Origin of the sequence: Rhodococcus sp. IEGM 1305 (genome assembly GCF_030058635.1) — a bacterium.
Taxonomy (GTDB): Bacteria; Actinomycetota; Actinomycetes; order Mycobacteriales; family Mycobacteriaceae; genus Rhodococcus_F; species Rhodococcus_F opacus_D.
The window spans coordinates 1-13,114 of sequence record NZ_JASHKX010000022.1 but is presented as its reverse complement, the minus strand read 5'-3'; the positions used below and the strand labels follow the sequence as shown (position 1 = coordinate 13,114).

At 68.2% G+C, this 13,114-nt stretch carries 12 protein-coding genes; 7 read left to right on the top strand and 5 right to left on the bottom strand.

Features of this window, described 5'->3' with window-relative positions; translation table 11 throughout:
* Positions 1–15: 15 nt before the first annotated feature.
* Positions 16–1,131 carry a dimethylsulfone monooxygenase SfnG gene (sfnG, locus tag QM693_RS25165; RefSeq protein ID WP_105415672.1) on the bottom strand — a complete coding sequence of 372 codons (1,116 nt, stop codon included), beginning with the start codon at positions 1,129–1,131 and terminating at the stop codon, positions 16–18.
* Positions 1,132–1,257: 126 nt separating this feature from the next.
* Between sfnG and QM693_RS25160 the strand changes: the two genes are divergently transcribed.
* Entirely contained in the window at positions 1,258–2,469 is a 1,212-nt protein-coding gene (locus QM693_RS25160) for an SfnB family sulfur acquisition oxidoreductase (protein WP_283353713.1), read from the top strand.
* A 56-nt stretch (positions 2,470–2,525) separates the two neighbouring features.
* On the opposite strand, the gene QM693_RS25155 is transcribed toward QM693_RS25160, so the two are convergent.
* The gene (locus QM693_RS25155; protein ID WP_283353712.1) at positions 2,526–3,998 is read right to left on the bottom strand and encodes a glycoside hydrolase family 183 protein; all 1,473 of its coding nucleotides are present in this window, start codon (positions 3,996–3,998) and stop codon (positions 2,526–2,528) included.
* 483 nt (positions 3,999–4,481) lie between these two features.
* Between QM693_RS25155 and QM693_RS25150 the strand changes: the two genes are divergently transcribed.
* Genes QM693_RS25150 through QM693_RS25135 form a run of 4 tightly spaced genes read left to right on the top strand, consistent with a single transcriptional unit; the run spans position 4,482 to position 7,399 of the window.
* Positions 4,482–5,198 (top strand): AfsA-related hotdog domain-containing protein, encoded by a 717-nt coding sequence (locus tag QM693_RS25150; RefSeq protein ID WP_283353711.1) that lies wholly within the window; start codon positions 4,482–4,484, stop codon positions 5,196–5,198.
* A gap of 11 nt (positions 5,199–5,209) precedes the next feature.
* Positions 5,210–5,479: an AfsA-related hotdog domain-containing protein gene (locus tag QM693_RS25145; protein ID WP_283353710.1), complete on the top strand. Its 270-nt coding sequence runs from the start codon at positions 5,210–5,212 to the stop codon at positions 5,477–5,479.
* Positions 5,476–6,141 (top strand): HAD family hydrolase, encoded by a 666-nt coding sequence (locus tag QM693_RS25140; RefSeq protein ID WP_283333791.1) that lies wholly within the window; start codon positions 5,476–5,478, stop codon positions 6,139–6,141. The genes QM693_RS25145 and QM693_RS25140 overlap by 4 nt, the downstream gene beginning before the upstream one ends.
* A 25-nt stretch (positions 6,142–6,166) precedes the next feature.
* The gene (locus tag QM693_RS25135; protein ID WP_283353709.1) at positions 6,167–7,399 is read left to right on the top strand and encodes a cytochrome P450; all 1,233 of its coding nucleotides are present in this window, start codon (positions 6,167–6,169) and stop codon (positions 7,397–7,399) included.
* A 21-nt stretch (positions 7,400–7,420) separates the two neighbouring features.
* Here the strand turns inward: QM693_RS25135 and QM693_RS25130 are convergent, their stop codons facing one another.
* Positions 7,421–8,941, bottom strand: a complete 1,521-nt coding sequence (locus tag QM693_RS25130; protein WP_283353708.1) for an FAD-dependent oxidoreductase — start codon at positions 8,939–8,941, stop codon at positions 7,421–7,423.
* Positions 8,938–10,512 (bottom strand): MFS transporter, encoded by a 1,575-nt coding sequence (locus QM693_RS25125; RefSeq protein WP_283353707.1) that lies wholly within the window; start codon positions 10,510–10,512, stop codon positions 8,938–8,940. Before QM693_RS25125 ends, QM693_RS25130 begins: the two co-directional genes overlap by 4 nt.
* Before the next feature lie 133 nt (positions 10,513–10,645).
* Between QM693_RS25125 and QM693_RS25120 the strand changes: the two genes are divergently transcribed.
* Complete coding sequence (locus QM693_RS25120; RefSeq protein WP_280780503.1) at positions 10,646–10,960, top strand: ArsR/SmtB family transcription factor; 315 nt, start codon at positions 10,646–10,648, stop codon at positions 10,958–10,960.
* Positions 10,961–11,040: 80 nt separating this feature from the next.
* Positions 11,041–12,105 carry a GAF domain-containing protein gene (locus QM693_RS25115; protein ID WP_043779027.1) on the top strand — a complete coding sequence of 355 codons (1,065 nt, stop codon included), beginning with the start codon at positions 11,041–11,043 and terminating at the stop codon, positions 12,103–12,105.
* On the opposite strand, the gene QM693_RS25110 is transcribed toward QM693_RS25115, so the two are convergent.
* On the bottom strand, positions 12,028–13,104 hold the full coding sequence (locus QM693_RS25110; RefSeq protein WP_280780504.1) for a VIT1/CCC1 transporter family protein: 1,077 nt from the start codon (positions 13,102–13,104) through the stop codon (positions 12,028–12,030). The two genes, QM693_RS25115 and QM693_RS25110, sit on opposite strands and share 78 nt — an antisense overlap.
* Positions 13,105–13,114 lie beyond the last annotated feature (10 nt).

Sequence of the window (13,114 nt, the reverse complement as noted above, 5' to 3'; positions counted from 1 at the left end):
GAGTCCCTGGGCTCGTTAACCACTCACGGGCGCGAGCCTCTCGGAAGCCTCGAGTTCGCGGACCAGCGGCAGGACGTTGGCGCCGAAGTATTCGATCTCCTCCTGGAAGTGCAGGAATCCGCCCAGGATGAGGTCGACTCCGCGGCGGCGGTATTCGACGATGCGCTCGGCGATCTGCTCCGGCGTCCCGATCAACTGGGAGCGGAATCCGTCGTTGTACTGGACGAGATCCTCGAACGTGGAGTCGGCCCACATCCCCGACTTGTCGGCGGTGGACGCGCCGGCCTGCTGGACGGCGGACCTGAATCCCTCGACCGCGGGCTTGTTCGCCTTCTCGATGATTTCGCGGAGGGTGTCGCGTGCTTCCTTCTCGGTGTCGCGGGCGATGATGAATCCGTTGAGCCCGAACTTCACTTCCCGGTTGTGCTCGCGCGCCACCTTCCGCACGTCGACGATCTGTTCGGTGACGCCGTCGTAGTCCTTGCCGTTGCTGAAATACCAGTCGGAGTACCGGCCCGCGTTCTGCCGTGCGGCGGCGGAGTTGCCGCCCTGGAACAGTTCGGGGTTCGGACGGTCGGGCGTGTTCAGCGGCTTCGGCTTGAGGGTGAAGTCGTGGATGCGGTAGAAGTCGCCACGGAAGTCGACGTCGTCCTCGGTCCAGATCTTGCGGAGCACCTGCAGGAACTCGGCGCTGCGCCGGTACCGCTCGTCGTGCTCGAGCCACGGCTCCCCGAGGTGTGTGAATTCGTCCTTGAACCAGCCGCTCACGACGTTGACGGCGAACCGGCCGTTCGACAGGTGGTCGGCCGTGGCCCCCAGCTTCGCCAGCACCGCGGGCTGCCACAGACCCGGGTGGACGGCAGCGATCACCTTCAACCGTTCGGTGGCCAGCAGCAGTGCGAGGCTGAAGCTGGTCGACTCGTGCTGGAACTCGGCCCCGTAGCTGGCCTCGTACCGGACCTGGCTGAGCGCGTACTCGAAACCGTTGTTCTCGGCGGTCTGGGCGAGCTTCTTGTTGTACTCGTAATCCCAGCTGGTCCGCTGTTCGATGTCGGACGTGACGAGCCCGCCACTGACGTTGGGCACCCAGTAGGCGAACTTGATCTGCTCAGCGATGTGTTCGGTTGACATACCCAGCATGCAACCCGTCTGCCCGGCTCACGCCCACCCTTCCAATCAGTGCGCGTCCAACCCTTCACCCGGCTCGCGGGTCCGTGTGAGGTTCGACGGCATGACAGCAGTACAGGGAGGTCAGGGATGACCGCCGTCCAGAGCGCCCACCGCATCAGTGACGAGGCCGAAGCCCTCGCCGTCGCTGCCGAGCTCGCCGCACAGTTCGCCGAGGAGGCGGCAGGCCGCGATGCCAGTCGGCAACTCCCCTACGAACAGGTAGGCGCTCTCGCCGCGTCCGGACTGCTCGCACTCGGTGTTCCCCGCAAGCACGGCGGCATCGACGCGCGGACCGAAACCCTCGCCGAAGTCTTCCGCCTTCTCGCCGAGGGCGATCCGAGCATCGCGCAGATCCCGCACAGCCACTACACGTTCCTCGAGGTGCTGCGCCACCAGGGCACGCCCGCGCAGCAGGAATTCTTCTACTCCGAGGTGCTCGCGGGGCGCCGGTTCGCCAACGCCCAGAGCGAGCGCGGAACCAAGACGATCGATATCGACGCCACGACGCTCACCGAGCAGGGCGGCGACTTCGTCGTCGACGGGCGCAAGTTCTACAGCACGGGCGCCCTGTTCGCCGACTGGATCGCGGTACGGGCCACCCTTCCGGGGACGACGACGCCGACGGGGACGCCCGCCAAGGCCGTCGCCTACCTGCCGCGCACCACCGCCGGACTGTCGATCGTCGACGACTGGGACGGCATGGGGCAGAAGACCACGGCGAGCGGAACCGTCACCCTGGACGCCGTCCGGGTGCCCGCGTTCCACGTCGTACCGTTCTCCCCCATCTTCGACGCACCCACCACGTACGGGTCGCAGGCCCAGATCCTGCACGCCGCCATCGACGCCGGGATCGCCGCAGCGGCCCTGAACGAGGGCGTGCGCTCCGCGCGTCAGGCAAGGCCCTATTTCGAGGCGGGCGTCACCGACGCCGTCGACGATCCCCTGCTGATCCAACTGGCCGGTGAGGCGGCGGTCAGCGTCCGGTCCGCGACGGCACTCCTCCGGGAGGGTGCACGCAGCATCGACGCAGCCCGGCGCGACCTCACCGAGCAGAGCGCCGCGGTCGCCTCGATCGACGCCGCCGCAGCCAAGGTCGCCGCCGCCCGCGCGTCACTCGAGGCGTCGAGCGTGCTGTTCGAACTGGGCGGCACCCGCAGTGCATCGGAAACGTCCAACCTGTCGCGGTACTGGCGCGACGCCCGCACCCACACCCTGCACGACCCCACGCGGTGGAAGATCCAGCACATCGGCCGGTGGACACTGTCGGGCACCGTCCCACCCCGCCACGGCCTGCTGTAAGCCCTCCGGGCCTGCGCCTTTCTGGTTGCGGGAGCTACCAAAAAGGCGCACGGGCGCTACCCGCCTATGTCCGCCTTCATGAGGAAGACGTTGTAGTCGGACCAGGTCGACATGGTGAAGTACAGATCGTCGCCGCTCGACCACGGGTGGATGAAGCCGCCGTACAGTTCCGGGTACTCGACGGCGCTGACCATCGGCGCCCCGTCGGACCAGACGCCCTGCGGCGAGTCGGACTCACGGAGAACGATGGCCGCCTTGGACGTGTCGAGGTACGCCATCTGCCATTTGCCGGTGGCCTCCTCGTAGCGCACGGACAATTCGGCGGCGGGGGCGTCCACGATCGGCGTCGCCTCCGTGTAACCACCGACGGGCGTCCAGTTGCCGTTCTGCCAGTACTGGTACGCGGACGTGTTCAGCACGTCCGCGGCCGGGACGCGGGCCAGACCGATGGCGCCGAGCCTCGTGTTGGGGGTGCCGAACATGTACACGAAGTCGCCGGCCGGGACCATCGACGCGACCTGAAACTTGGTGACACCGAAGATGTTGTCCCACTTCGCGTACGGGTCCTTGGTCCACGTCGATCCGCCGTCGTCCGAGTAGGCGATGCCGCCGTAGTTCGTCCACCACGTGGCGGGGATGCTGTTCCAGGTGCGGATCGACATGTAGCTCATGTACTGCCGGTTGCCGACGGCGAAACCCGAGGTCGGGATGGTGGTGATCTCGATGTTGTCGAGTTTGCGGCTGTCGAGCAGTTCCGCCGCGTGGCATCGGCTGTCCTGGACCATGCTGTCGAGGCTCATACCGTCGGACAGGTTGCGGTCGGAGCTGAAACCGAGGACGTTGCTGCGCCAGTCGTCGCCCTGACCACCGGGCGGCTGGAATCCCTTGCCGACCGTGTCGCCGAACGCGACGGCGATCTGGTCGGGGGCGCTCTCCCACATGATGCCGAGGTCGGTGCCGTTGACCTGGTAACGCTTGTCGGTGCGGCTGACGGAACCGGACCCGGTCACCTTGGCCACGCGGGTCACGTCGCCGATCTTCGGGGTGGCCGGGGCCGCGCTGCGCGGCGCCTCCTCGGTCGCGGGGTGCACGAGAGGCGGCGGCGGGGGCAACTGGATGTCGGCGCCCGGGACGGGAATGCCGAAGTGGAAGGGTGTGAACTTCACGCTGACGTCGGGGATGTTCAGCACGCTCGACAGGTTTCCCGGGGCGTGGTCGGTCTCGTCGGTGAGGTCGGGGCACGGATCGGTGCACGTGTCGGCGGGCAACGCCTGCGACACGCGGACGGGCGCGGTGACGGGGGCGGGATACGGCACCGTCGTGATCTTGGGGTACGGGATCGGAATCTCGAGCTTCTCCGGTATCAGCGAATGTGTCTCGTTCGACACCTCGCTCGCGCAGGGACCGCTGCCGGGTAGGCCGTTGGACACCGGCTCGGGTTCCGCGACGGCGGTGTTCTGGTTCGAATAGGCGATCATGCCCGAGCCGATCGCCACTGCCGCGACCGACGCGACCCACCTCTTCGACATCCCCGACCCCTCCGTCAACTCCGGCCACTACCGGCGAGGGGAACATAGCATCGCGCTTGTACGCTCGCCGGTTACCACACGCCATACCTGGCGGTAACATTTTTGTCCCGATCCGAAATCGAGGCTGTGACTCCTGCCACGTGACGGCGGAAGTCACCCGTACGCGGAGTCACCGATACCGCAGGTCAACGACTTTCGACCGGTGTGTTCGCGTGCCGAACACCGTCAAGGGATCGGTGAACACCGGATTGCATCTGTTGACGCTCCGGATCGCCCGGTATTCACTGATCGTGCGCATCCACCGGATTCCCGGTCCGCGACGAGACCCCGAGCTCCTCGCCCTCTGCGCTGCGGGCCCGCCCGCGTTCTTCCGCTCCAGCGCGAACCACCGTTCTGCACGGGTCCCGCATTCCACCGATCACCGCCGTCGTCGCTCGGCGGCGTCGACCCGTGCGAATTCCGCTGTCAACGAAAGGAATCGACATGACCGCCGTCCTGGAACCGACCCTGTCCTATTCGTCGTCCATCCCCCGCGCACACGTGCACCGCGCCGCGATCTGCGAGGTCTTCCTCACCGACATCATCTGCGAGAGCTACCCACAGTTTCGTCTCGGTGTGCAGCTCCCCAGAGTCCACAGCTACTACAGCGATCACAATGTCGTTGTACGACAGTATGATCCGCTGCTGCTACTCGAAACGTTCCGGCAGGCATCCATCCTCATCTCGCATCGGCACGTCGAAGCTCCGCTCGACGCCAAGTTCGTGTTCAATGCCGGAGCGCTCGAGGTCGTCGACCTCGACGCCGTGAGAGTGGGCCCCGCACCCGCCGCGGGGGTTCTGGACGCCACGATCACCGCGGAGAAGCGACGGGGCGCCGACATCGTCGGAATCACGCTCGCAATGACACTGGCGCTGGACGGAGCTGCCGCGGCCACCATGAGCATGACCATCCAGTGGATGCCCGGCGACGCGTGGGACCGCCTCCGGCAGAAGGGCCGGGCACCGCTGCAACTCGATCCCGCCCGTCCGCATCCGTTGCACGAGCGGGTCGAGCCTCGGGAGGTGGCTCGACATTCGTTCGACAACGTGGTGCTCAGCCGGATCGGTGTCGCCGGCGACACCGTGCGCAGCCAGGTTCTGGTCGATCAGGCCCATCCCGGCCTGTTCGTCACCCGCTCGACCACGTGCCGGGCGCCCTGATCTTCGAGGCCATGCGCCAGACCGCCCTCGTTGCCGCGCACGAATTGTTCGGCCTGTCCCCGCGAATGCTCGTCCTCGTGGGGTGTGACGCCGTCTTCGAGAGCTTCGGTGAGCTGGAGTTGCCGACCGATTGCGCAGCCGTCGCCGAGGCGGAAATCTGCTCCCGCCAGGTCGTCCTGTCCGTCACTCTGGCGCAGGAGGGCCGGCAGATCGCCCACGGCCGGGTCACCCTGCAACGAGTGAGCGCCTCGACTGCCGCTCTCGACCGGATCGTCCGATGACGACACGGGACGACACCATGGTCTGGTTCGACTTCGGTGGCGTGCTCTCACCCCCGCTCGCCGAACTCTTCGCGGCGTACGAAACGAAGACGGGCATCGCACCCGCCGCCCTGCAGGCGGCGATGAGCGCCGTCGGCGACGACCTCGGAGCACATCCTCTCGCCCCGATCGAATTGGCCCAGATCACCGAGCGCGAGTGGGGTGCGAGACTGAGAGAGCACCTCGCCGCCGCCGACCCCGGCCTGGACCTCACCCGGGCGCGGCTGGAGACGTTCGGCGAGCAGTGGTTCGACGGGATCACGGTCAACACGGCGATGGCCGCGACGCTACGCGGCCTGAAGGCTCACGGCCTGCGCGTCGGCGTCCTGTCGAACAACGTGGTCGAATGGGAGCGATTCTGGAGACCGATCATCGAACCCGCCGGCCCGCTCGATGCTCTCGTCGACTCGTGCCTGGTCGGGGCGCGCAAGCCGGACCCCCAGATCTTCGCGATCGCGGAGAAGACGGCCGGCGTCGACGCCGGCCAGTGCATCCTGATCGACGACCTCGAGCAGAACGTGCGCGCGGCACGCGAGAGCGGTTGGCGTGCCGTCCATTTCCGCACCAATGCCCAGGCATCGAGTGAATTGTCCCGGCTGACCGGCGTCGCCGCCGTCCTGTGAATCCCACCAACAGAAGGAGTACGACGTGACGACCCAGATTTCGACACTCGCTCCACGTCGCCGCCGACACGATGTCGCGGTGTCCATCAACGACATTCCCTACCTCGACCCGCCGGTCGCGTACACCGCGGTGACCGCGGAGGGGCCCACCGGACTGCCGGAAATCACCCTGCCGAGCGGTCACACCGCCCTGCACGTCACACGGTACGACGACGTCCTGAAGGTACTCACGGATCCGTCCTTCGGCCGGAAGGAGACCAACGTCGAAGGCGGGCCGAGTTTTCAGCCCACAACGATGCCCTCGGACCTTCTGCTGAATCTGGACACCCCGGATCACGCGCGGATGAAGAGTTTCGTCAACGCCGACTACAGCCCCACCGGCGTCGAGAAGCTGAAGGGGTCGGTCCGCCGCATCCTCGACCGACGGATCGCGTTGCTGCGCAACGAGGAGAACCCCGACCTGTTCGCGACGGTGCTCGACCGCCTGCCCGTCGAGGTGAATGCCGGATTCCTCGGAATCCCGGAGTCGGACATCGATTACTTCCGCCCGTCGTCGCGGGTCGTGCAGTTGTCGCACGACACCGACATTCCCGGCCTGCTGGAGAACTTCTGGCTCGTCTACCACTACGTGACCGATCTCGTGCAGGGGACGCGGCCCGTCGAACCGGGCGGGTTGATCGACCGATTCCTCGCGGCGCGGGGCGAGGCGGAACCGCCGCTGAGCGACGACGAACTCGTCGCGATCCTGCTCGGCTCCGTCCTCGGAGCCGACCAGAACGTGCTGTCCGTGCTCGCGAAGGCCGTGTACGTCCTGTTGCAGGCGCCTTCGCTGTGGTCGCTGCTGGTGGAGGAACCGGCCGCTGCGCCACAGTTGGTCGAGGAGCTGTTGCGGGTGCTTCCGCTGGGAAACATTTCGACGTTTCCCCGGATCGCCACGCGCGAAGTTCGGCTGCGGGACTCCGTGATCCCCGTCGGTGCCCTCGTCTACGCCGACGCCTTCGCCGCGAACCGGGACCCCGACACGTTCCCGCACCCGGAACTCATCGACCCGTTCCGAGACGGGAAACGCCATCTGCAGTTCGGGTACGGCATGCATCACTGCATGGGCGCGTCGCTGGCCCGGATGGAGATCACCACGACATTGGTCCGGCTGGCGGAAGAGTTCCCGACTCTCGGTCTCGCCACCGAACCGGCCGCGGTGCCGTGGGATTCGGGAGTGCTTCTCCGGCGTCCGACGTCGCTTCCCGTCCGCTGGTAGGCGCTTCGCGCCCGTGCGCGGTTAACGAGTACCTGTACTCGTCAACCGCGCACGGGCGGCGGAGCCGCCGAACGTCTCCGCGAGCCGGGCGACGAGTTCGCTGCCGTCGCCCAACTCCCCCGACCAGGCCACTTCACCGTCCGGGCGCACGAGCACGGTGGTGGCCCCGAGGTTCCGCGCCCGAATCAGCCGCACCCGTTCGCCCCAGAGGGGTTCGACGACTGCGTGGACGGATTCGGATGCGTCCCCGCACAGCAGGAGGCCCCGGTTTCCTGCCGCGACGTGCAACCGGATCAGGTCGGTGACTCCGGTGTCCGTCTCGATCACGGTGTTCGCGGCGAAGTCGCCGCGCGCCGCGTCCTGGAGAGCGCTGGGCGCGGGCTGACTCTGTGCACTGATCGCCGAACCCAGTGCCCGGTTGCGGTCGCGGTCCTCCAGCAGGACACCGAGTTCGTGTCGCAGGCGGTCCCCGTCGACGCCGATTCGCATACGTTCACGCTGATCCGCGACGTTGGCGATCACCCCGGCCGCACACGCGCGCCGTTCCCGCGAGTACACGTCCAGCACCGACGGGTCGGCCTGTCCCCCCGCGACGAGGGCGAGACGCCAGCCGAGGCCGATCGCGTCGCCGATACCGAGGTTCAACCCCTGCCCGCCGAGCGGAAAGTGCACGTGCGCAGCGTCACCGACGAGGAGGACCCGGCCGAGCCGGTAGTCGTCGACCAGCCGCGAGTAGTCGCTGAACCGGGACAGCGACCGCGCGTTGCGGAACGGAACGGGACGGCCCGCGAATCTGTCGACCGTCTCCTGCAGTTCCTCCGCGGTGAGGGGCCGGCGATGATCCTCGTGCGGACCACCGAGATCGAACGTGATGATGCGACTGAAGCCGGCATGATTGACGTTGAGGACGGTCCAGCCCCGTTCGGTGCGCACCCACCCCCTGGGGGCGTTCGCGGGGTCGTCGAGGACGGCGAGGCCCAGGAGCGCGGCGGCGGTCGGCGCCGTTTCCGTCGCCGTGAAGCCCGCACTTCGCCGCACGATGCTGCGGGCGCCGTCCGCGCCGACCACCCAGTCGGCCGCCACCACCCGGGTGCGTCCTTCCTGGGTGAAGGTCACCGTCGCCCCGCCGTCGTCGTGGTCGACGTCCGTGACCACCGCCGCCTTCAGCACCGGGGTGCCGAGACCGATCAGCCGTGCGGTGAAGAGTCGTTCGAGATCGCTCTGCCCGATACCGGCGATGGCCGGTCCCTCGCCGGGCGGGGCCGTGATCTCCAGACCCCAGACCCCGGCGTAGTGAAAGGTGGTCGACGCGGCCCCTGCGCCGACGTCCGGCGCCGCGAAATGCCCTCGACGAGTGAGCAGCTGAATACTCCGCGCGTGGATCGTCCCCGCCTTCGGAACGTCCGTGGTGTGCGGGGCAGCCTCGAGGACGAGGACGTCGATTCCGCTGCGCGCCAGCTCGAGCGCCGTCAGCGATCCCACCGGGCCACCGCCGACCACCACGACCTGATAGTGCTGTCGCAGGTCGTCCGCCTCTGTCACCGCGCGCTCGCCCCGCGTCGCAGCAGCACCGCGATGACACCCGACAATCCGGCGACGACGACCGCCAGAACGACGAGCGTCGTGTGGAACGCACTGTTGTAGGCGTCGATCACGAGCGGCGCCACCTGGTCCCGGACGTCCGGCCCGGCCGCCGCCAGGGCCTGCTCCAGATCGCCGCTGGTGGCCTTGCCGACGACGTCCGCCGCATTGCCCACGCCGTCGACGCCGGCCAGCGCTTCCTCGCCCCTGCGGGTGACGAGACCGGTGAGCAGCGCCGCGTACACCGCTACCGCGATGGCCTCGCTGCCCAGTCGCATCGTGTTCACCACGCCCGCAGCCATACCTGCCTTCTCCTCGGGGACGAGGGCGAGCGCCTGACCGTCGACGAGACCGGCGGACAGTCCCATTCCGCAGCCCGCGAGGAGCAGCGGCACCGCGATGACGGCGACCACCGTGTCAGGTCCCGCCAACAGAAGTCCCAGGTCACCGGAAATCAAGGCTCCCAGGCTGATCCAGATCACCACGAGCGGGTTCACCCCGGCGCCCACCGCACGGCCTGCGGCGAGCGGTCCCACCACGACCGGAATCGTGAGGAGCACGATCACCAGACCCGCCTTCGCCGAAGACTGGCCGGCCACGAACTGGAGGAAGGTCGGGAAGTAAGTGAGCAACGTGACGAAGCCGAACGATGCCGCCACCGGAACGAGGCACAGGGCCATGAACCGGGCGTGGGTGAGCAGTTCGAGGTCCAGCAGCGGAGCCGGACGTCGCGATTCGACGCGGGCGAACGCGACGAGCAGCGCGACCGCGAGCACGAAGGACGTCACGACCGCCGGGCTGCCCCAGCCCCAGGGTTCGCCCTGGACGATGCCGACCATCGCGGCGAGCAGACCCAGCACCAGGAGGACGGTGCCGAGGAGGTCGAACTTCGCGGCCCCCTCGCCGGCCGGTCGTGCCAGTCCGATCACCGGGGTCGCCGCGAGCACCACGAGCAGCACGGCGGCCTGGACCGCGAAGATGGGCCGCCAGCCTGCCGTGTCGACGAGGAGCCCGGACAGCGTCGGTCCGAGCGCCACACCGATGCCCGCGGTCGTCCCGAACAGGGCGAACGCACGCAAACGGGCGGGCCCGTCGAAGGCGGAGGACAGGATGGCCGCGCCGCACGAGAAGATGGCGGCGCCACCGAGACCGGCGACGCCGCGGGCGACGTCGAGGACCACGATGTTCGGGGCCAGCGCGCTGGCGACGCTCCCGACCGCGAACGTGGCGGCACCGGCGGCGAACAGGCGGCCGCGGCCGAAATGGTCCGACAGCGACCCCCAGACCAGGGTGAAGCACGCGAACGACAGGTTGAACGCGTTCACCACCCACTGCTGGCCCGATGCGCCGCCACCGATGTCGGAGGAGATGGCGGGCAGCGCCACCGCGGTTCCGGAGATCGACATCGGGACGACGAGAACGGCCAGCAGTACGGCGGCGAGGGTGAGGTTCCCGCGTCGCGGGTCGGACGGTGGTGTTTCGGGTGGTGACGTCGGTGTCGTGGCATCCGACGTGGTCAGCTCCGAGGTCATGTCGATCCTTCCTGAAGTGTGCGGCCCCCGTGCACCAGAGGTTCGATACAATACGAACCATGCACCAGAGTTAGGTTCGATGCAAGACGAACCTCCACTCTGGTGGTCGACGACCCGAACCTGGAGGTGCGCCGTGCCCGACGCCGAGGGACATCCCGCGCTCGACGAGATCCAATTGGTCTCCGTCCTGGCCGCTCTCGCCGACCCCCTGCGACTGGAGGTCGTGCAGAAGCTCATGGTGGAGGCGGACGGGGCGGAACGTCACTGCACGTCGTTCGGGCTGCCGGTGTCCAAATCGACCCGCAGCCACCACTTCAAGGTTCTGCGTGAAGCCGGGCTGATCAAGCAGGTCGACCGCGGCAATTCGCGGATGGCTCAGCTGCGCAGATCCGACATCGAATCCCGCTTCCCCGGGCTCCTGGACGCCGTCGCGACCACACCGGACTGAACGCCGTCGCAGCGACCGTCTCGCCGAGCATCCGGATCGCCGCCGTGCGATGATCGTGCGCCATGAGGGGGGCGGTACGAGTGGAACAACGGGGAAGCGGAGACGGCTGGATACTGGTCGAAATCCTGGGAGACGCACCGACGGTGATCGCGGAGGGCATCAAACAGCGGCAGTGCCGGCCGCTCGGCAACGTCTACCGCGGCAGGATGCTGACGCTGGTGACGGGAGCCATCGACACGGTCAGGTCGTCGGGACAGCCGGTGCAGGTGACCCTCGGTGAGACGGTGGGCGACATCGATCTCGTCGTGGGGAAACCGGTACTCGGTCCGGGCGGAGACGTCCTCGCGGTGCAGATCTTCACCGGTCGTGCGGACAGTCCGGTGCCCCAACCGCACCGGGCGGCAGGGTGGGAATGGAACCTGTCCGTGTCGGCGGGTCCGCGACGCACTCGATGGACGCGTGAGTTCCGGAATCTGTACGGAGTCGCGGACACCCGGCCGGAGCACCACTACTTCGGTCTCGCCGACCTGTACCGGAGGGTGCCGCGGCTCTCCGACATCGCGGTGCTGATGGAACGCGTCGACAACGCGCGGGACGGCGAGTTCCTGTCCGGCGAACTCATCGCCCGCCACGACGACGGAACGCTGCGCCTCGTCCGGTTCGTGCGCCGAGCCGTCGCGACACCCGAGGGAGTGGTGCTGCGGGGCGTCGATCACGACGTCACGCACAAGACCGACGTCGGCGAACTGGCGATCCGGGTGATGGACTCCGATATCGCGTCGACCGTGCACGCGGTCGCGGGGGTTCATGCGGCACTGGTCGATTCACAGCACGGGTACGCCATCAAATGGATCACCGCACCGCTGGCGGGTTTGTCTGCCGCGGCGGAGGGCGGGCAGATCGGACTGCTGCACGGCGAAGACCTCGCGGCGGTGCGGCAACGGATCACGGCCCGTGTTCCCGGAGTCGCCCGCGTCGCCCTGTCCGACGGGTCCTGGTCCCGGCACACGGTGCGCACATTTCCCGTCCCCGGCTACGGTTCCACACCCGTGGTGATGATGACGTTCTCAGGCGCCTGTCCCGAACAGCATGCCCAGCAGGTAAGTGGCGGCGGCTGCGCCGTACCCGATTGCCAGCTGGCGTAACGCGCGCTTGACCGGGGGTCCACCCGACAGCAACCCCACCACCAGACCGGTCCCGAGCAACGCGACGCCGACCAGCGCAGCTGCGACCACGAGCGCGGCGGTGCCTTCCATGCCGAAGAGGTACGGCAACACGGGGATCACCGCACCGGACGCGAAGAAGCAGAAACTCGCGGCGGCCGCACCGAGCCCGGTGCCGATGGCCTCGTGCTCGTCGGTGGTTTCCGTACCCGAAACGGGCTCGGGCTGAACGGCTCTCCGCAGCACGTCGGCCGCGCGTTTCTCGGCGTCCTGCGCGGGCATGCCCCGCGCGCGGTACACGAGTGCAAGTTCGTTCGCGTCGACGTCGAGGAGCGGCACTGCCTCACGGGCGCCCTGCCCCGGCGCCGACGCCTCGAGCAGTTCACGCTGCGACCGCACGGAGACATACTCGCCCGCACCCATCGACAACGCGCCCGCGAGCAAACCGGCGAGGCCGGTCAGCAAAACGATGTGATTGTCGACGCCGCTACCACTGATGCCGAGCACGAGGGCGAGGTTGCTGACCAGGCCGTCGTTGGCACCGAACACGGCGGCACGAAACGTGCCGGACAGCCGATTTCGCCCGCGCGCCGCCAGCGCCCGCACCACCTCTTCGTGGATCCGCTCGTCCGCGCCCATGGCGTCGGTGGCGTCGACGTCGGTCGGGTACGGCGACCGGGTCTCCGCGCGCTGCGCGAGGGCGAGCACGAACACCGATCCGAACCGCCGGGCCAGCACACCGAGGATGCGAGTGCGGAGATCACCGCGCACGGGCTTGCCGACATGTTCGCCGAGCAGCCCGCGCCAGTGCGCCTCGTGCCGTCCCTCGGCGTCGGCGAGCGCCAGCAGAATCTCGCGTTCCTCACCGGTCCGACGTTTCGCGAGGTCGCGGTAGACGGCCGCCTCGGCGCGTTCGTCGGCGAGGTAGCGACGCCATTTCCGGATTTCACGCGGACCGGGATCCGGTCGTGCACCAACCATCGTCCGCCTC

Bases quoted from the DNA above. Each gene is read 5' to 3' on its own strand.
- sfnG (WP_105415672.1), bottom strand. From the start codon at position 1,131: ATGTCAACCGAACACATCGCTGAGCAGATCAAGTTCGCCTACTGGGTG.
- QM693_RS25160 (WP_283353713.1), top strand. From the start codon at position 1,258: ATGACCGCCGTCCAGAGCGCCCACCGCATCAGTGACGAGGCCGAAGCC.
- QM693_RS25155 (WP_283353712.1), bottom strand. From the start codon at position 3,998: ATGTCGAAGAGGTGGGTCGCGTCGGTCGCGGCAGTGGCGATCGGCTCG.
- QM693_RS25150 (WP_283353711.1), top strand. From the start codon at position 4,482: ATGACCGCCGTCCTGGAACCGACCCTGTCCTATTCGTCGTCCATCCCC.
- QM693_RS25145 (WP_283353710.1), top strand. From the start codon at position 5,210: ATGCGCCAGACCGCCCTCGTTGCCGCGCACGAATTGTTCGGCCTGTCC.
- QM693_RS25140 (WP_283333791.1), top strand. From the start codon at position 5,476: ATGACGACACGGGACGACACCATGGTCTGGTTCGACTTCGGTGGCGTG.
- QM693_RS25125 (WP_283353707.1), bottom strand. From the start codon at position 10,512: ATGACCTCGGAGCTGACCACGTCGGATGCCACGACACCGACGTCACCA.
- QM693_RS25110 (WP_280780504.1), bottom strand. From the start codon at position 13,104: ATGGTTGGTGCACGACCGGATCCCGGTCCGCGTGAAATCCGGAAATGG.